Below are 20348 nucleotides of genomic sequence, written 5' to 3'. Positions count from 1 at the left end.
CCTCTAATGCAAAAGAATATAACGCTTTGCTAAGCGGCTAAGTACAATTTGCTAAAATGCGCGGAGCGCGAGCAAACTGTACGTGTCCGTTTGAGCAACTTGTTAACTTGCAGTCTTATTATGCACCTAATATTTTATGAGCATCTTCTACGTTAAATTCCCAGTTTTGACAAATCCTTCTTCGTTCGGAAAGCATTCTTTGATACTTATCCAGCATTGGGGTCTTACTAACCATGTTATCCGCAGAAAAAACGTATTCTTTTTGCTCTTGAAATTTTTCTTCATTTATAAAAATATGCTTAACACAATCAATGAAATCACTCTCATCAGTAACATCAAATCCTTTAAATTTTGCAAACGAATGTTCAACGTTTAAATCGTTACATCGACGGTATAATGTAAATAAGTCCATTAAAAAGTCGTATATCGATTCGGGGGAGTTAGTCATTTAATCCTATTCCTTTGATTTAGAAGCTCACAAAATTTGCGAGGGTAATGCAAGTTAACATTTGTATATACGGCTTGCGCGTTTTGCCAAGCCATGTTGAGAAAGCGTGCACAGTAAAAAGTTTGAAAAATTCATTAATAACAGATTATTAAACATTTACGCTTAAGATTGTATCCAATACACCTAGGGAGAAAAGTGAGTCGCACACTTTGCTTTCCGGTTATCTGAACTTTTCATGAATGCACACTTTCATCTAACTGAATTTACGCCTCTTTTTCTTTTCACTCAATAGCAAACCGTGAACTGATTGCGCAAAATTAAGAGATTAACTGCACAAAACCGATACTACTGTATAAAAGCACAAGCATTGGTTAACTAAAAGGTTTTCGCTAGACGGAACCCATAACCTTCCGACTGATGAGAAAAAGTATTACAAATAAGTCAGTGCTGCATAGGACAAATTACTGGAGATAACACATAAAGGGGCATAAACGAGCTGGCTTTTGGCAATGGTGGTTCCATTGACCATGCCACCGCGGCATTTGTAAATCCATCGACATCAAATGTCCCTTCGGAAGCATTAGGCTTGAATAGATAATTCAGGCTGTTCCCACTTCACTTCACGGCATACCCTGCGTCTGACTGCCTAGTATTTCCGCCACAGCAGCTCTCATCATTGACGGTGGCTGATATAAGTCGGCCCCACCTGCAATAAAGAACGTCGGGATATTACCCGCTCTGATTTTTTGCCAACTAATATCTCTCTTGGCATTTTGACCATGTCGAGCGGAATGAGTCAACTTGTGGGGTATTGTTTTCACTTAAAATGATATTGAACAGGACATTAAACAGGAGATCATCTAGCAGTTGTAAATCAGCCTCTTGCAAGCTAGTGTAGATGATTAATTAATCAAAAGCGGTATAAGTGATAAGCACTGAGTGCTAGGGAATAGCGAATGGATAATAATCAAATATCGGTTAATACCTTTGATAAGCTGGCTCAAAGGTATCAGGATAAATACATGGATCTTGCTATGTATTCAGACACCTTTGATTCTTTTATTAGCCATTTACCCACCGATGATGCTCGCGTGTTAGAGCTGGCTTGCGGGCCGGGCAATATCACTCAAATGTTATTATCTGAAAAACCAAATTTGTCGATATTAGCAACGGATCTAGCACCCAACATGCTGATGTTGGCCAAGAAAAACAACCCCAAGATAGAGGTTCTGCAGCTAGATAGCCGCCATTTAAACCGCGTTGAAGAGCAGTTCGATGCCATTATGTGTGGTTTCTGTTTACCTTATCTTGATAGGCTGGAGGCAATAGCGCTGATTGATGCCGCGGCGCTGCGCCTTAAACTTGGAGGAATTTTGTATCTGAGTACCATGGAGGGGGAATGCCCGAACGTGCGCGAAGATACTTCAAGTGATGGTGATAAGGTCTTTACTTACTTTCATCATGCGGAGCAGTTAGTGCCGGCACTGAATCGTCGAGGCTTTAAATTGTTGGCGCTACAACGCAAACAACAAGCTAGCCCGATGGGTGAAGTCACAGACCTGTTTATCACCGCTCGGCTAGACTCAGAATAAGAGCCGTTTAATAAGCGCTATTGAACAAGCGTTATCAATAACAACTATGGCGTTGGCAGTTAGCAATCACAGGCTTTGTTATAGTTGAGCTAACGCCATTAGTTTAGGTAAAAAGGTATTGTCTTGAGAGGCGATAACCGTTTGCTCGGCAAGTACCTGCTGTAAAATCTCATGGGTCGTGAGTGGATTGGCTAACACGACTCGAAACACCACGGCTTTGATCTCCATCAGCTGCTTGTTCTCAGGATTAATACGGGTGCGTGAGACAAATGAGGTGCCTTGTTCACGCTGACGTTTCTGCACAAATTTAGTTAAGCCATCCAATAATTCATTAAACTCAGTCAGCTTTTGTACATCCTTGTTAGCTCGCGCCGTTGCCATCGCCGTTTGCACCACCTGCGGAACATATCGGTAGGTTAATAAGCAAAGCTCAGGCTTGGACACTAATTCAAACTCAGTATGCTTGTTAATTAAGCTCGCAAAGTAGTGCGCTTTCTCTAGACTGTTGTTGATCAGTATTTCATAACCATCGCGGCCAATAACTTGCAGGCAAGCATGGACTAGCATTGCCATGCCGGGACGCGATCCCTCTAACGTTTGGCTGCCTAAATCTTTTGAGCCTTTTCTGAGTATGTATTCGGCGTGGTGTTTAATAGCATTGGCAAAAGTGGGATCTTTAAAAATCACCATTCCTGCGCCCATGGGCACATACATCTGCTTGTGAGCGTCGATAGTCACTGAATCAGCCCGCTCAATTCCGGCTAATAGATGACGGTACTTTTTAGATAATAGACTAGCGCCCCCCCATGCGGCATCAACATGAAAGTGACAGTTAAGCTCTATTGCTAAGTCTGCTAATGCATTTAATGGGTCGATATTACCGGTTTCAGTTGTTCCCGCAACACCCACAATGGCCATCACTTTAATATTGTCTTCGGCAAGCTTGGCAGCGATTTTTCGCATCTGTACGACATCGACTTTGTTATCGTTTGAAGTCGGAACTTGAACAATGTTTTCGCGGCCGATCCCGAGTAAATCAGCCGTTTTAGATAATGAGTAATGGCCACGTTCAGAGACCAAAATCGCTAAATCATCAAATCCATAGTGACGTAGCCCTTTAATCACGCCTTGAGCTGCAACGCCGCGATACTCACCATCTGCTTTAAGTAATTGGTTACGTGCAGTCCATAGAGCAGTGATATTAGCGACGGTACCACCTGAGCAAAACGCGCCTAATGAAACGTTAGCGCTGTGCATCCAACTCTGATAAAAATCATCATTCTCTTCATAAACAAGATGATGCATCATCCCCAAAACTTGACGCTCTAATGGCGTAAACGCTTTTGAGGTTTCAATTTTCACCAGATTTTGATTTAACCCCACCATCATTTTAGATAGCGGCAATACAAAGTAGGGCAGAGCAGATGTCATGTGGCCAATAAAGCTGGGTGCTGAGGTATGCACTGAATGCGCGACTAGCGTCTTCATCATGTCGTCAGCATAGTCTGAGACAAACTGCGGCGCGGCAGGTATTTGGTGTTGTTGAAAATCCAGCTCAATTTCGGTCAATGGCTTTTCAACGGCCACCACGCTGTCTTGTAAAAAACCCATTAAGTTCTGTGAGATATTTTGTTCAATAACACTAAGGGTTGAATCGGGGGCTTCTGGAACGGTAAAGATTCTCAGTAGTGCTTCTTCAGAAGCGGTGGCTCGTCTTGGTGTCATCGGCTAACAATCTCTATTCACCACACAGTGATTGTGTGCTGGATCAGTCTTTTAAATGGGATGCTCACTTTACTTTAAGCTTTCTAGCGCATCAAGTAGAAAAGTAAATTGCCATTATTGGCAGCGGCTTATTAAGTTTGCGATTAGCTTACTAAAAAGGCGCCGTAGCGCCTTTAATCGGACGTGGTTTGAGGCTATTTTACTGGCATGGACAGCGAATAAAGTGCGGCAACATTTTTGCTGGTGGTATAAAGATTTGCTTTGGCGTTTGCTAACACTTCAGCTAAAGGTAAAGCGCGTGGCGTGATTGAAAATAGTGCTGTAAAACCATGTTCTAATAACACATTTGCATCGTCACTGACACAACCTGCAATCGCGAGAACGGGTACATTGAACTGGTTGGCAACCCCCGCAACTCCCATCGGCGTTTTGCCGTGTAATGTTTGACTATCTAGCTTGCCTTCGCCGGTGATCACTAAGCTAGCGCCTTCAATATGGCTAGCTAAGTCAACGGTGTTCATCACAATGTCGATACCCGGTTTGAGCTGCGCATTGAGAAAAGCCATAACGCCGAGCCCCATTCCGCCTGCTGCACCAACACCCGCTAGGTGACGGTTGTCTTTGATGCCCGTATGCGCAATAACATCTGCATAATGGTTTAGGGCACTGTCCAGTTGCTGCACCATGGTGGTTGTCGCGCCTTTTTGAGGGCCAAAAATAGCGGAGGCGCCATGTTCACCGCAAAGCGGATTATTAACATCGCAAGCCACTTCAAAGCGGCATTGTGAGACCAGTGGATGCAGATCCGTAATATCAATATGTTGTAACTGACTTAAGGCCGCACCACCTGGCGCTAGGGCGGTTGAATCAGCGTCTAAAAGATGTACCCCAAGTGCTTGTGCCATTCCTGCGCCGCCATCGTTGGTGGCACTGCCTCCGAGGCCGATAATAATATGTTTGATGCCACGATTAAGCGCGTCAACAATCAGCTCACCGGTGCCGTAGCTGGTGGTTAACATTGGGTTACGCTGGTCTGCAGCGACTAAATGTAAGCCTGATGCAGCGGCCATTTCGATTACGGCTGTTTTTTCATTGCCATGATAACTGTCGCCTAAAATGCCGTAAAAAGCGTTAACTTTGTGGCCTAATGGACCGGAAACCTGCGTCCAAATAAGGCGACCATTAGTCGCATCAACCATTGACTGCACGGTGCCTTCACCGCCATCGGCGACGGGGATTTTGAGATATTCAGCATTGGGTAATACCGTGCGAAATCCTCGCTCAATTTCGTTAGCCACTTCCATTGCGGAGAGGCTTTCTTTAAATGAATCGGGGGCTATCACAATTTTCATGCCGTCTTCCTATTTTCAGCGCAAGGCTGAAACTGTTTAAGCGAACGATTAGCCTTGTTCTAGGCAAATGTCTTATTAAGAGTATGAATAGTCGTGCTAACACGACTGTTCAAATGAGGAGGAAGGCGAGTAAGCACACTCGCCTTTTAATTGAGCTTAGATAAGAAACCTAGATAAGGAATAAGCTCAGTATATACACCACCGTCATGGCGGTGAGTCCTTGAATTAAGGTGGCCATGGTTTGTGCTTTATAAGCTTGCTTAACGCTCATGCGGCTAAACTGGGTAACAACCCAGAAGAAGCTATCATTGGCGTGTGATACGGTCATCGCACCTGCACCAATCGCCATGACGGTGAGCACTCTGCCCATGTCACTCGCAAGGCCGATATCACCCAACATAGGAGCGACTAACGCTGAAGTAGCAACAAGTGCAACAGTAGAGGAACCTTGAGCAGACTTTAATGCTGCAGCAACGATAAACGGCATAAAGATCCCGACGCCTAATGCCGACAGCGAACTGCCTAAAAACGCGCCAATTTCAGTTGCTTTGAGTACCGCGCCAAATGCGCCACCGGCACCAGTGATAAGTAGAATTGGGGCTGCTACAACCAGACCTTGGCTGATACGCTCGCTGAACTCTTTGACTTTGTTGTTACTTTTAAGCAGTGACAATGATAGGAAAAGACCAATCATTAATGCATTGACCGGTTGACCCAGAAACGCCAACACATCAAACAGTGTCCCATCCCCTAATGGAGCTGATGGGAAGTTGGCAATGGAGCCAAAACAGATTAATAGGATCGGCACGAAAATGGGTGCAAATGCTCGTATCGGGCTAGGCAGTTCACCATAATTTTGCTTGAGTGTTTCGTAGTCTTCAGTCTGAGTTAACAGGTCTTCTGCGCCTTCACCATCAGGTTGTACATTGGCAAATCGATTCGCCCACAGGGTGCCAGCAAGCGCCGCGATAGCGGCAACAAACACACCGACAAAAATCACTAATCCAAGGTTAGATTCAAGCCCAAGGTTACCTGCTGCAGCAATCGGCCCAGGTGTTGGTGGTACAAAAGTGTGGGTGGCATAAAGGCCAGTTGCTAGCGCGACACTCATTGACACGCTAGAGACCTTCATTCTATTCGCCATAGACTGTTTAAGTGAGTTTAAAATCACAAAACCAGAATCACAAAAGACCGGAATAGAGACGATGTAACCAATGATAGACATGGTCAACGTTGGAAAGCGAGTGCCAAGTAATTTAATGACGACATCTGCCATGGTGATGGCGGCGCCACTTTTTTCAAGTATGGTACCTATGATGGTACCTAGTACGATAACGAGACCGATATAACCTAGGATGCCACCAAAACCTGAAGTGATGGTTTTGGCAATATCGGCGCTAGGTAGGCCATAGGCAAAAGCGGCAATAAACGACGCTATTATTAAGGTTAAAAATGGGTGTAACTTAAATTTAGAGGTAGCGATGACGATAAATGCAATCACCGCCAGCAAGATCATTACGAGGCTCATAGCGTTTCCCTGTAGGGGTATTTTTAATTTATGTGTAGGGTTTGATGTTACTTAAGCCAAATATGACGTCGACTCATTGTGAGTCGAGGTCATAGGATTTCAGGCTTAGCTATTATGCGGTTCGATGGGATGTATATCTTTGGTTGAATGCACAGATATATATCTAAAAATAAATATTTTCTTGTTCAATTGAACATTTTTTGCTTTGAGGCTGATGTTTAGGTCATATAGCCAAAGCGAATGATATGCAACATGAGTCATCAGCCTATTATCGGGTGGTTAACATCACTTGCCCTAGGTAGAGCTGCAGTAGACCATCCAATTTCTGTAAATTACTGCCGGTGATTTTTTCAATTTTTTCGAGTCGATAACGTAAGGTGTTTCGGTGAATAAACAGCGCATTGGCACACTGCTGTTGATCGCCAAAATGTTGTAAGTAACAGGTCAACGTTTTAGCCAGTTGACCATTTTTATCGGCACTGATTAATGATTGATATGGGCTTACTAGCTCTTGCCCACGCCAGTTATCTTTGAGGGAAGATAACAGCACTAACAGAGAGAAATCTTCATAAAGATATTTACTCTGCTCAGGGCGCATTTGAGAACCGATAGAAAGAGTCTCTAAAGCGGTTTGGTAGGAGCGATTAATTTCTTGTGGTTTCACAAAGAAATGCCCGAGGGATATTTTTAATCGTTTTCTCATTTCACTCGGTAGACGAGCGATAAGCTGATCAATACGCTCACTCTCAAGTGTTGCATCCCACTTCTGTCCATCAAGAAAAGCAGGTTTGAGGATCACCAGCTCAGTCATTGAGGTCATGGCGACTAAGTTACCGCGCGACGGATTTTCCAGTAAGTGCAATATCTGTTTTAGCATCGAATTAGCCGAGGTTTCCTCTTCGTCCGCTTGCACCTGAATAATGGCCGCAACACGAGGGGTGTCTAAGTTGATATCGAGCTGCGCCGCCCAGTTTAGCTGATGTGAGGTAAATGCACCGTCGGACTTAATCAAATCGATGATCAACTCCTCTTTTTGACGGTATTGCCATTGTGCCAGTTCAAGGGAGTTGGCTTGCTCAACAATGATTTCGGCGGTCATTTTAAGGAGTTCACCGTAATGACCGAGCTCTTTGGGGTCACCGGTGATGCCAATAACACCAATGATGTCGCCTTTATAATGCAGAGGCAGATTAATCCCCGCTTTGACGCCTTGTAAGGTGTCTTCACTCGCATGGCTAATTGCAACGGTTCTTTGTTGGCTAATGGCCAGTAATGCGCCTTCATGCACCTCACCAATTCGATGGGGATCGCCTGAGCCCAATATAATGCCGTGTTTATTCATTACATTGATGTTGTGACCAATGATTTTCATGGTTCGATTGACTATCTGTTTGGCAAGTAAGCCATCTAAAAAATACATTGATACCCCTAATTAAACTGAGCTGTAATTGAACGGTTTAGGTTTGCTCTGGACTGATAAGCGTGGCGACACGTTGCTGCAATTTGGGGATGATTTGTTGTTCGAACTCGGGGTGACGCTTTAGCCAAATGTTGTTTCTTGGGCTTGGGTGAGGCATGACTAACGTGTGTGGCCATAAGGTTTGCCATTGTTCTACTGCGTGGGTGACGGTTAATTTGCGCTTTAGATGCCACTCAATAGCGTATTGGCCCACCAGTAGGGTTAATTCAACATTGTGTAGTTCATTGAGCAAAGGTTGTCGCCATGCAGCTTCGCATTCGGGACGAGGTGGCTTATCGCCACTTTTCTTATCGGTTGTTGTGTAACTGCCAGGAAAACAAAACCCCATCGGCAGAATGGCAAACAGATCGGGGTTATAAAATTGTTCTCGCGTAACCCCTAGCCAAAGCCTGAGACGCTCGCCACTGGCATCGTCAAAAGGATGCCCTTTATGGTGTGTCTTTTGCCCTGGCGCTTGGCCAGCAATCAGTATTTTTGCATTGCTGGCAAGTTGCACAATAGGCTTGGGCGCAAACGGCAAGTGCTTAGCACAAAGCTGACATTGCTTTACTTGGCTAAGTAAATTGGTGAAGTTAGCATTTTCTCGCATAAGTGGAGGCGGACTCAGTGACGATGCATTTAGCTGTGCAGCGCAATTTGATAAGCCCAATACCCTAAATAGCTGTAGCCTGTGATGAGTGTAGCGTAGCTCAGCAGTTTGACACTTAGCGTGCCACGACTTGACGCTGCAACATGAGCGATGGCCAAGGCAAATATGGTCAGTGGCGCGGCATAATAGGCAACAACCATGAGCAATAATGCGACGGTCGCGAGAATTAACGGTGTTTTATCAGTAGGTGCATTAGCTGTCGGGCTCAGTTGTACTGGCAGTATACTCAACGCAATACTGACAATGATCACACCGATATTGAGTGAAATAGCACCGGCGCCTTCGATGTAAGTTATCGCTAATATAAAGGTTAATAGTGCAGGTAACAGCGAGATCAGTGTATGGATTTTGGCAAAACGTCTGCTGTGGTATTGACCTGTGAAATAGAATAAGCCAGTTAACAGCAGATTAAAAAAACAAAAGCCGCCAAGCGAGATTGCCAGCATTAATATATTGGTGGTGTCGGATTGAAACGCGAATGCAGGCATAGGCGCTAACAGACATAAACAGAGAAAAGGCTTGAGCAAAGAGGGCATACGGGTCATCGGGAGTCTTAGTAATCGAAGAGATGGCTTACAATCGCTTAAAGTGAGCCTAACTTCAAGATGAAAGCCGAGTAAATCGTTAGATTTAGATCTACGTCAGGCTATAAACCTTATTTTAGAGGCATAAAAAAACCCGCGATTGCGGGTTTTTAACGAAAGGCTAACGACTACAGACGGTAGCTCATGCTAAGCATGATGAGGTGCGCGTTGTAGTCATGGCTGTTACTGCCAAAACTTAACACGTTCCAGATCCCGTCTGGCGCAATATCATTGCCAGCGTCGTTATCTTTATAATTTTCCATCTTATAGTCTACGCGTACGTCCATCTTGTCCGTTGCACGGTATAAAGCGTAAACATTAACGTTATGGACTTTGGCATAGTAATCGCCGTAATCACCCGTAATACCTTGGGTAACTTGGGTGGTACTATTCGAATCTGAGTAAGTGTAATCAACACCTAAACGCAGTTTCTTTTCCATAAGGTTGTTGTAGCTAAAACCGGTACCAACCACATCGACTTGATCTTCAACAACGCCATACCAATTTGGGCTAGAGAAGTTGGTGCTACCTGCTTGATCTGAATCGATGTTTTGACGGTTGTAGAACGCCGTCAATGTCATGTCTTCAGTGAGCAAATAGCTGACACTTGCATCGTAACTCATATCTTTCGATTCAGTTAAGCCGATTTGTGTGTCGCTGTAATCGTCGAGCGCATAACGCGCACCAAAGTCGATAGTCAGCGTCTCAATTGGGCTGTGTGTAACACGCGCTTCAACTTGAGTACGGCTTCTATCCGCTAGGTTGTACTTACGCAGCAAGTCGTTTGACTCACTTGAAGTCCATTTTGATGCTTGATACTCAGAACCATCACGGTCGCTATAACTGCCTTTAACCCACATGTCCCACTTATCAAAGGCACTGACGCGGTACTTCGCCCAAACAGTGCTTTCTTCGGTGGTTTCGCGGTCTTGGTAGTTACGCTCATCTTTACGGTAGTCAAATCCACCTTCAAGTTTATGGCCACGAGCAAGACGGTAGTCAGCTCCTAACTTAGCTTTGTGAGTGGTGATGTCGTAAGGCGTGTTGTAAGCTGCTTGACCCGTTGTTGAGTCAATACTTATTTGCGTCCACTCTTCAATGTTGGTCTGGTTGTCACGGTCGTTGTAATCGTAACTCGCGTTTAAACGGAGTTGACGAGTAATACGTGACACAACTTTAAGTGTGGCGCCCGTGGTTTCAACTTTACCGTCGAGTGACTCTGTCGGCATTTGATAGCCGTAGCCTGAGCTGCTGTAGTCTTGGTCTTGCGTCATTTGACCATAATGAACTCGGCCATTGATGATCGTTTTGCCTGCTACATATTGACCCATTAACGATACTGTGTGTGCTTCATTATCTGGATCAAGTGACATATAGCCGGTCGTTTGTGCGCCAAACGTTGGGCTAAAGGCATTATCAAAAGACAGCTCACTGTACTCATTCTTAAAGATAGAGCCGTTGTAATTTAGCGCTGTAAACCAATTGTCACCGCCAAAACGAATACCCGCTTCAAGCGTATCAGTCGAGTAATCAACAGGTTCAGCAATCATCATCGATTGATTTGAGAAGCTACCAGAAGCTTGTTTAAGGCCGGTTTTGTCTTCACGCATATAATTGATGTAGGTGCTCCATAAAGACTCACCTTGCTGATTGACAAACGCGTAGTCAATACCTAACCCAGCTCGCTTACGTTTTAGCGATAGCTCAAGCGGGTTAAGGCTTGAGTTCAAGTTGGTCATGTCCGCAGTGCTACCGCCGTTTACCCAATCACCAGGAAGGGTTAGGTTATCACTGCCAACTCCTTGGTAAGGACTCATGGCGCTATCCGTTTTGTAGGTAGCAATCTGGCGATAATTTAGGTTTAGATTGTATTGACCCGCTTTGCCGACATTGATATCAGCTCGGCCATTTTCCATGCCGAGATTATCAGCTTCGATAGAGGCTTGGTAACCGCTTTTACCTGAGTATTTAAGGTCAGCATCAACTTTAGCTGCGAATTCATCTTCAGCGGCAAACGCATTTGCTGAATGAATATCGCTACTGTCGTTGTAACCTACACCGACACCCACAGTGCCGCTATAACCGGTTTCGACTGCACAACGTTTACAAGCCCATTTATCGAATTTTACTTTAGTGGTATTCGCATTTTGAATACCGTAACCGTCAGCTGCTATTGCGACGCTAGGTACAATTGCACCAGCACTTGCAAGTAGGGCGAGGGTGACTAAATTTAGTTTGAATTTCATCTTCTCGTCTCCGTTAGCGCTGGAACAGCTTGCCAGATGGATGGTTTGAACCATGGATCTGGTTATGACAGTTTAGACAGCTGCGGCCACCAGTAAAGGCATTATCGCCGACACTCGAACCTTGTCCTGTATTGCCCATGTAAGCTCTGCTTTCATGGCCATCGCTGGCATGACATTGTTGACACAGTTGCGGAGCACGCGTTTTTAACATGCCTTCATTTACACTGCCGTGAGGGTTGTGACAAGTAACACAATTCTCAGTAACGGGTGCATGCTCCCACAATTTTGGGCCACGTTTCTCTGCGTGGCATGAGTAACAGGTTTCGTTAACGCTAGGCTTAACGAGATCTGAATCACTCATTGATCCATGTGGGTTATGGCAATCGCTACAGACCATTTGGGCCCATTTCATTGGGTGGCTTGAGCGTTTGTTCATGTCGGCTTTCTGTTTGGTATGACAGCTAGTACAGACTTCCATTTCAGTATTTTTTGATAATACTGGATCTTTGGCTGCATGAATTGAGTGACAAGAAGCACAAGCAATATCAGCATTGTCATGGTGTCCACCATTCCAATCCATACGCTTGTCATCTTTGTGACAACTCATACAAACACTGTTTTGCTTTTCAGCAATTAGCGTAGAGTCTGGACCAAAAGCGATCATCGGCTCGTTGCCGCCACGGTTATGTTTACCCATTGGGCCGTGACACGCTTCGCATTGAAGGCCTGCCATCGGACTTTTACTTGAGTCTATAGAACCGTGAACACCGTCAAAGATGGCCATGACTTTTTCTGACTTCTTGTGACACATAAGGCAAGAGTCTGCGCCTTTTGGCGAGTATTTGCCTTCGGCGAATTTCTTGTCGAGTGTGGCTTCAACTTCATCAGGGCTCATCTTCGCATCCCACTTAGAAGCCATTGCAGTGTGAGCAAAGCTAAGTGAAAGTACTGCCGATGCTAATAGCGCTGGAAGTAAGGTTTTTAGTTTCTTGGTGATCTTCATAATCGATTTCCTAAACTTGCACAAACTTAGTGAAAGTGGGGGAGAGGACTCCCCCCCGATTTCAACACTTTTTAATTTTCAAAGTTGTTTTAAGTGGTGTACAAATTACATCTTAACCGCAGTGTGATCCGCTGGAGTTGGCGCATGGCAGTAGAAACACGTTTCTAGTTGAGCAGCGTTCGTCGCTTCCTCTTTAGATACGTTGACTAATGCACCTTGACCTTCAACGTGTGTCTTGAACTTGTCCATGTTGTAGCTGTGGCAAGAAGCACAAGTTGCCGCGATAGGCGTAGTGTATTGACCACCAGCAGTTGCAATCGCGCCTTTTTTCTTAAAGGCATCACGGTTGAAATCGTTATGACACTGGTCACAGTTCATTCCTGGGATTACCGCGTAATCACCTTGGCTGTGAGTCTTATGGAGTTTAGTCTCCAATGCACCCATGTTTACACCGCCAGCATAGGTACCGTCTGGAGTGTGGCAAGCTGCACAAGCATCTACACCGATGATCGGTTGGTCGTTAGCATCTTTGCTATGAGAAAGTTGCTCTGACATAACGAAACCAGCATGGTGACCACCTTTGTGGACTTGGAACTCAGCACTATGACATGTTGCACATGCGCTAAAGTTAACAGAGTCAACGTGACGCATACTTGGCGCTTCACCAGAAAGGGTAGCGAAAGCAAGATCGGCTTTCATACCTGTGTATTTGTCAGTGTCATTACCATCGAAATCAGGATCATCACATTTAACAAATTCGCCGTCAGCAGAGCACATAGCCCAACCAACAAAGGTGAAGGCTGTTTCGTCGTCAGCGCCAACAGCGCCAAGCTTAAGGTCTTTAGTTGTTGAGTAGACTAACTTACCATCTTCGATAGCGGCATTAGTATCAACAACACCGTTCTTAATCGCATTGATAGAGTCTTTGCCACCGTAACCTAGGGTTACGTTGTTTGGACCGACGTTAGTGATAACTTCAAAACGCTGCACCATTGGCAGGATGGTGCTGATATCAACTTCAGCGCCACTAGAGTCAACAACTTGAATACTAATTGTTGCCGCTTGAGTTGTGCTATCAATTGTAGACGCAACGTTGATGCCGTAAGTGTCGATTAGCGCTTTAGTGTCACTGAAGCCGCTAGTGTGTAGTTCAGCTGTCCAGCTGGCACTATGACAAGCAACACAGTTTGAGTTGTCAGCCTGTTGTGAGTGACCTTTACCTGCGACAAAATCGATACCTGTGTGACAGCTAGTACAAGTTTCCATTGTAGGAATACGTGACCAGTTGCCCCATTCCGTTAGCTCACCGCTGTCAGCTTCTGGTTCAACGTGGCAAGTTTGACAGTTGTCTTGAACGATACTCTGAGCTTTTACTGCGTCTTTAGTAAAGTCACCAGTAGTTCTGTCAGCCTTCCAGCCTTTAGCTGAGTTATGAACATTGTGAATAAGATGATCAAAGTCAACCTCTGGCTTGCCTTTACTGTCAGCCAACCCAGGAGTATGACACGAGGTACAGGTTTCTACTGAGGTGTAGCCGTGATAAATTTTCTCACCAACAGCATGGCAGGTATTACACGTTTCAGTTGAAACAATGTTTTTAGTGTAAAGAGCTGCGTAGCCGTCACCAGAGAAATCTTGAGATAGCTCAGTACGTGGCACACTGGTCACACCATCAGCGAGTGTCGAGGCACTTGCGATGACGTTGTAGCGTTGCGTTAGCGCTGAGTTATAACCTTCAACAGGAATGGTGAAACTATATGTACCGTCTTTATTATCGGTAAACTCTTTGTTTGAACCAATCTTCTGCCACTGGGCGTTATCACCTGCTCCAGTTGAACCTTGAGGTAGAAGCTGTGCAACAGCTTTAACTTCAAAAGCTGTTAGACCAACAACGGGTATGTCTTCTTCATTGGTTGCGAAGACATTGATTGTTGGCACACCGTCATTATAAGTCACGTCGGTGACTTTAAGATTTAGTGTGTTGATGTAGTCAGCTGCTGGGCCACCTGGGTTGCCAGGATTACCGTCAGTGCCATCGTCGCCGCCACAGCCGGTTAAGGCCATTGATACAGCGCTTGCTGCTAGGAGCAGCGCAATTTTAGATTTATTTACGTTCATCATTTTTTCCCTGCATAGGTTTTGGCACTGCCTAAACGTGTGGTCCGATTATGTAGACCGACTGTAATTTTTTAATTGCCGTTTAAGTCAATGCTGGAAATAAGATTCCCCAATGAAAGGCTAACGTAATGCAAGGCGAAAATCTGCATAGCAGGTGCCAATGTGTGACGTGGATCTTTCTATTTCTAAAGAGGTATTGGTGAGGGTTGCTAAAGCCGAATCAATATCAATAAATGCGCGATAAATATCCGAAATATGTAATAAAATGAGTATTGATGATGTGAGAATGACTCTCATTAAAAAAGGGAGGCTAAGCCTCCCTTTTTAGTGGTAGTCAGTGTGACTACTTATCGATAAAAACTAGTTACCGTGTAGCTCCATAATTTGCTCTGGAGAGTGACATGTAGCACAAGCTTCTTTTGCTCTACCAAGAACATCAGCGGAATCTGTACCATCCAAGATACCACCGTTTGTTTCGATATGAGATTTGCCTGCTTCACTTAGATACTTTTGGTGACAGCTTAAGCATGTACCTGCGTCAGAAGAAACCCAAATACCCATTTTATCTTTAGTTTCTAGGTTTGGATAGTTCCATACACGCTCAGGAGATCGACCTAAGGTAATTCCGTTCTCGATTTTATTTTTGCTATCTTCAGCAGTGTGGCAAGTTAAGCAATCAGTCTTCATCACTGTTTCAGAACCAAGACCAGCATACTTAAGGTAGTGACCATCTGCATGGTGAGCTTTATAAGCAAAGCTGGTAGGTTTGTCATATTCACCAGAATTTCTTACTGACTCTTTAACAGACTTATCAGAGGTGTGGCAAGTTTGGCAGTTAACGCCATTGTCATAATGGTAAACCTCTTGATTGTGACAACCTTGACACTTAGTGGCATCGATAATGTCACGACGCATCATAGCTTCAGCATCGGTTGCTTCACCAGTACCAGACCAGACAAAGTGGTAAGGTGCATCTTTAACTTCGATAGAGCGTGTCTTATCAGAACACTCTGTCATCACTACTTCATCAACGCCGTAGCCGCCTTTGTTAAAGCAAACTTCTACCGCTGACCAAAGCTCAAATGTCTTACCTATCGCATCGTTTGGCATATTGAAATTTTCGCCTACGATAGTGAAGGTTTTAGTACCTGCATCGTATGTACCTTCGTTAAGTTTGATACGACGGTTGCTGTAAGATGCCTCTGCGTATGCAGGGAAGTCTTTATCGCTATCCCAAGCCACGACAACTCGAGTACCTTGATTGATAAACTCTCCAGCAATAGGAGCACCATCAGCATCGATAATTTGAACGTCGAAGCTGAACTTCCCAGCATCATCCAAACCAATGTTACTAAAATCAACGCTCATTGCTTTAGCATCGTTGTAGGCTTTTAGTACATCACCGTGACGTTTCTCCGCGCTGCCAGTTCCACCATAGGTGTCGGTAGAGTTATGACAAGAAACGCAGTTTGTACTGCTGTGATTTTGAGATGGTTTTTCTGTATGACAACCGATACAAGCTGTATTACTCAAATCAGCTTTAAATAGATCAGCATTGGCTGGCGCACTTTCACCTTCAACGTGACAAGAACTACAATCAGCAGCAGGTCCTTGCGGGAACATCACCTTGCCGTAATCATGAACGCCGCCGCCATATCCGATAACCTTATATGGAGCAGGAACCATGCCGTCTGGCGTGCTGGTCATTCTGTCACTTCCCTTATGAATCGCATGGATCATATAGGTGAAGTCAACACTGTTGCCACTTTCAGGATCGCCTGAAGTTGCAGTATGACAAGAGGCACAATTTTCAAGGTTAACCCGTCTGCCACCATGGAGCTCTAAGCTCTCTGGTTGATGGCAGGTGTAACATGCTTCAATAGAAACGACGTCACGACTTTGAATACCGTCGGTCGTGCCAGTTGATGGCTGCCAGTCGTAATTAGCATTTGCTGCAAAGTTTGGAAGATCAAGTTCGATAGTGGCACGCTGAGTATTGTCAGCGTCGTAAATGACTTCTACTGGTTCAGCAACATTGCCAATATTTTGTTGGAAAGTGTATGTGTAGGTACCATCTTTGTTATCGACGAAACAGGTATCACAGTCGCCAGCTTTTTCTACGTTAGCCTGGAACTGTATAGACGGGGTGATATCTGACTCACCTTCAGGAACCCAGTCTGGATTGGGAGCTTTTTCAGAATTGATATAGGCTTGCCATTGATAGCCTCTATCGGCCTGTGTGTCACCCATTGTCTCGGTGACATGAGAAAGTTGCGCAATACCGAAACGTAAGTCGTGATCTTTGGTCAAACCAAGAACCGCGACACCGTTGTCATTTTCAAGTGTGAATTCAACAGTTACCGCGCCAGTCTCTACGGTTGCATTAGTGAATATGGCATTTACGCTTTTTGCTGCGTCGATATTAACACCAACAACACCATTTTCGCCGTCTTCGCCTTTCTTACCATCATCGCCACCACAACCTGACACTGCTAGTGAAAGCACTCCGGCTGTTAGTAGCGCTTTTGAAGCTGCGCTTAAGTTAAACAATTTCATCATTTTTTGTCCCTGCAATAGTTTTTTAATCATCACCAAAATGGATATAAGTTGAGAACAAATCTCATTAACCCACAATTAGTGTGCGGAATTTTATTTCCATCTCTAAGGCTAACGAAGAGGGAGGTTTTTAGCAGGTGTTTTAGCCGCTTTATGTGATTAAGATCTGACTATTTCTTTAGGGGTATACAAAAAAGTGCGTTTTTAGGACTATTTTAATTTTTGATTAAGAATGAGGCGACCTAAAAAGGCGGAATGTTGATGCTCTGTTGGTTTGGTGTTGGATGTAGTAACAGTATTTAAGTCGCTGTCACCAAATAAATAAAGTGTTACTGAGGTGGATTTTTAATAGGAGCAAAATAGTAGCTTAAAAATAAAAAAAGGATGAGAAAGCGAGTTCCTCATCCTTTGTATTTGTAGTACCTTCTACCACTTTTTGAGAGTGTTAGTCGGTGTCAACATACTTAAATTATTTAAGCATGTGGTTCTCTGCGACCTTTTCTGCATTATGACATGTTAGACATGATTCGCTATTCAGCATCGCTTCAGTATAAGTGCCAGCTACTACGCCACCCATCCCCTCGATGTGTGATTTGGCTGAATCTTTACCGCCACCGATATCGTAGCTACTAGATACGTGACACGATGCACAAACCCCAGCTTGTGGGCTAGAGAAAGTTTCGTCTTTACGGTTCCAGCGCATTGGTGTTGAACGTGCATTCTCTAAGCTGTAATCGCTATTATCGTGACATGCGGTACAGGTTTTAGTATCGACTAAAGACTGGACATCTTCACGACCATGAGCTTTACCGAATGTACCGTGAACTCGGACGATCATGCTATTGTAATCACCCGCTTCATGACACTGTGCACAAGTGTGAAGGTCTGCGTTTCGGTAGTGACTAGCGCCTTTTCGAACGACCATGTCATTGTTGTGACAGCTTGCGCAGTTGTCATAATTTACCGCACTTGCACGTTCGACCCCTGCAGTACCATCAAGCTTTAAGAACTCAGTTGTTGCTGCATTGGCGCTAAGGATCCCACTGCAGTTGCCCTCAGAATCGAGTTCAACCAAGGTTGACGCTTTATTCTTGAAGCAGGCACTGAAGCTTGCTGATAGCGCTAAGTCTGCGCCATTGTCAATCGCCTTAGCTAATGCTGGTAACGTATAGCCAGCAGGTGTTGCATCAACGACAACATTAAAACTACCATCGTCATTTGCAGTTACAGTACTGCTAGCGCGTGATGCTAAAAAAGCGTCCGGCTTAACAGCATCAACAGCATTGGCATAAATCGTCAGTCTAGGTACGTAACTAGCGCTAACAACTTCTTCACCCATCATTAAGTTGACGGTGAAGCTAAGCTCTGCCACCTCTGTATTCCACATAATATTGCTGTAGCTTGTTTCGATGAGCTTACCCGCTTCTTTTGCTGATTCACGACTATCTTTATCGTGTCCGGCGAAGTGACGGAAGGCGCCACCGCGAGTGTTACCATCGTTTGAGGTATGGCAATCGACACAACCGATATATGCGGTGCCACTGTCATCAGTTGTAGTACGGCCACCGTAGTGGTAATCGCCGTGACAGCTTTGACAGCTATCGGCATCCATATCTTTAAACCAATCTAGCGCGTGCACCGTTACATTTTCAGGCAGTGTTTCTGCTGTTTCAGTGTACTGCACATGGCAGCTTTCGCAGTTGGCGGTAGCGGCAGGGTAGTTGATTGGCTTTAACGGATTGCCTTCCTCATCAACTTGTGTAGTCCGGTCATATTTATAGCCAAAAACAGGGTTTTTAGCGGCGTTTCCAATGACAGTGTCAAACTTACCTAATGCACGACGATCACTTTCTGTCGCACCAGTATGAATAGCGTGAACCAGTCCTTTAATGGATCCATCGACGGTGAAGTTAACTTCATTACCTTCTTCATCTGTGCCTGCACCAGAATACTGAGTGTAGTCAGTGTGGCAGAACAGGCAACCATCGGCCGTATTGCCATAGTTACCATGACGGATGTGGTCTTCGCCAACATGGCAGCTGGTACACGTTTGGCTTTCTAGTACTAACTTAGGTGAGCTAACCGATTGCTCTGTCGTTGGCTCCCAGTAGTATGACTCAACATGCTTAACCTTATTGGCACCAGCGCCATAGGTCATTAGGTATACACCTTGAACCTGAGTGGCATCGTAACCGTAATCTAGGCTCTTAGTATCAATGATATCGGGCGCTGTAATGCGGTACTTACCACTACCAAGATACTCAAGACATTCTAGTCCTTCTTGGCAATTACGGTTCGGGCGCCAGTTATCTGTTCCAGTGACCAATGTGTCTTTTTGCTTGTTACGATATGACAGCCAAATTTCACGTTCACCATCGGCACGTGAATCTACAGTGCTGCTATTGCCTTCTGAATCGGTGATCTCGTAAGGCAAAAATGCTTCTGCTCGCGTTCCCATACGACCAAAGCTAACGCGGAATGGATCGGTTAGCTCCTCTAGTCCGGTAACGGCAACGCCGTTTAGGTTAGTAAAGTTAAACTCTATTGTAAGGGTGGAGTTTGCTTCATCGTAGCTGGCAAGTTCAACTTGGGTTTTAACTGCGGTTACATCGTTAATGTGCACTGCAATCTCACCATTATTGCCATCTTCACCATTTTCACCATCACTGCCACAACCCGCAAGCGCAAAAGAGAGTGCGCTAATGCCGATTGCTGATTTCACAGCTGCTGCTAATTTATACCGATTTATCATCATTTTATTCCCTGCATAGGTTTTATCTGCTGTGAGGTTTTTTACCTCTTAAGCGTGAGGGGCTTCCTCACCTTGATCTTACCCAAAAGAGGTAGCTCGCTATAAATCAATACAGCTAAATGTGAGGTATATCTTTTAGTCGTTATAAAATGTTAATTGTTTTTTAAGTTGTTATTTAACAGGTAGTTGTGGCGTTGCAGCACAGGGAATTAATAATGGGTTAAGCTTGGCTCGCCAAAGCTTAATTTTAGCTGAAGGTTGAAGATGGTTTCACGATGGTTGTTGATTGAAATCAATTTTTATGGCGATCTTTGG

General features: G+C 44.7%; 13 protein-coding genes. 1 reads left to right on the top strand and 12 read right to left on the bottom strand.

Translation table 11 applies throughout. The features are described from left to right. Positions 1-118 precede the first annotated feature (118 nt). A complete protein-coding gene (locus tag CXF82_RS02675) occupies positions 119-448 on the bottom strand; it encodes a YfbU family protein (protein WP_102043628.1) in 330 nt (109 codons plus the stop codon). A 956-nt stretch (positions 449-1404) separates the two neighbouring features. Here CXF82_RS02675 and CXF82_RS02665 point away from each other — a divergent pair. Beyond that, the gene (locus CXF82_RS02665) at positions 1405-2040 is read left to right on the top strand and encodes a class I SAM-dependent methyltransferase (protein WP_101093621.1); all 636 of its coding nucleotides are present in this window, start codon (positions 1405-1407) and stop codon (positions 2038-2040) included. Between the two features lie 78 nt (positions 2041-2118). Here the strand turns inward: CXF82_RS02665 and panP are convergent, their stop codons facing one another. From panP to CXF82_RS02610, 11 genes are all read right to left on the bottom strand, one after another. Further along, on the bottom strand, positions 2119-3765 hold the full coding sequence (gene panP / locus CXF82_RS02660; protein WP_102043627.1) for a pyridoxal-dependent aspartate 1-decarboxylase PanP: 1647 nt from the start codon (positions 3763-3765) through the stop codon (positions 2119-2121). A 194-nt stretch (positions 3766-3959) separates the two neighbouring features. Next, positions 3960-5117 carry a glycerate kinase gene (locus CXF82_RS02655; RefSeq protein ID WP_102043626.1) on the bottom strand — a complete coding sequence of 386 codons (1158 nt, stop codon included), beginning with the start codon at positions 5115-5117 and terminating at the stop codon, positions 3960-3962. A 169-nt stretch (positions 5118-5286) separates the two neighbouring features. Further along, positions 5287-6645 (bottom strand): GntP family permease, encoded by a 1359-nt coding sequence (locus CXF82_RS02650; protein ID WP_102039656.1) that lies wholly within the window; start codon positions 6643-6645, stop codon positions 5287-5289. Between the two features lie 268 nt (positions 6646-6913). Further along, complete coding sequence (locus CXF82_RS02645) at positions 6914-8065, bottom strand: sugar diacid recognition domain-containing protein (RefSeq protein WP_101093617.1); 1152 nt, start codon at positions 8063-8065, stop codon at positions 6914-6916. A gap of 37 nt (positions 8066-8102) precedes the next feature. Then, positions 8103-8714 carry a uracil-DNA glycosylase family protein gene (locus tag CXF82_RS02640; RefSeq protein ID WP_102039655.1) on the bottom strand — a complete coding sequence of 204 codons (612 nt, stop codon included), beginning with the start codon at positions 8712-8714 and terminating at the stop codon, positions 8103-8105. Positions 8715-8743: 29 nt separating this feature from the next. Then, the gene (locus CXF82_RS02635) at positions 8744-9319 is read right to left on the bottom strand and encodes a hypothetical protein (RefSeq protein ID WP_102039654.1); all 576 of its coding nucleotides are present in this window, start codon (positions 9317-9319) and stop codon (positions 8744-8746) included. 167 nt (positions 9320-9486) lie between these two features. Further along, positions 9487-11604: an MtrB/PioB family decaheme-associated outer membrane protein gene (locus CXF82_RS02630; protein WP_101093614.1), complete on the bottom strand. Its 2118-nt coding sequence runs from the start codon at positions 11602-11604 to the stop codon at positions 9487-9489. Between the two features lie 13 nt (positions 11605-11617). Then, a complete protein-coding gene (locus CXF82_RS02625; protein ID WP_101093613.1) occupies positions 11618-12607 on the bottom strand; it encodes a DmsE family decaheme c-type cytochrome in 990 nt (329 codons plus the stop codon). A 105-nt stretch (positions 12608-12712) separates the two neighbouring features. Then, a complete protein-coding gene (locus tag CXF82_RS02620) occupies positions 12713-14728 on the bottom strand; it encodes an OmcA/MtrC family decaheme c-type cytochrome (protein WP_102039653.1) in 2016 nt (671 codons plus the stop codon). Between the two features lie 357 nt (positions 14729-15085). Further along, on the bottom strand, positions 15086-17284 hold the full coding sequence (locus tag CXF82_RS02615) for an OmcA/MtrC family decaheme c-type cytochrome (RefSeq protein ID WP_102043629.1): 2199 nt from the start codon (positions 17282-17284) through the stop codon (positions 15086-15088). Positions 17285-17750: 466 nt separating this feature from the next. Next, positions 17751-20003 (bottom strand): multiheme c-type cytochrome, encoded by a 2253-nt coding sequence (locus tag CXF82_RS02610; protein ID WP_145991649.1) that lies wholly within the window; start codon positions 20001-20003, stop codon positions 17751-17753. Positions 20004-20348 lie beyond the last annotated feature (345 nt).

The sequence above is a fragment of the Shewanella sp. GutDb-MelDb genome, from assembly GCF_002836075.1.
GTDB lineage: Bacteria > Pseudomonadota > Gammaproteobacteria > Enterobacterales > Shewanellaceae > Shewanella.
Note: the sequence above shows the minus strand (reverse complement) of the source record. Positions and strands in the feature narration are given on the sequence as shown.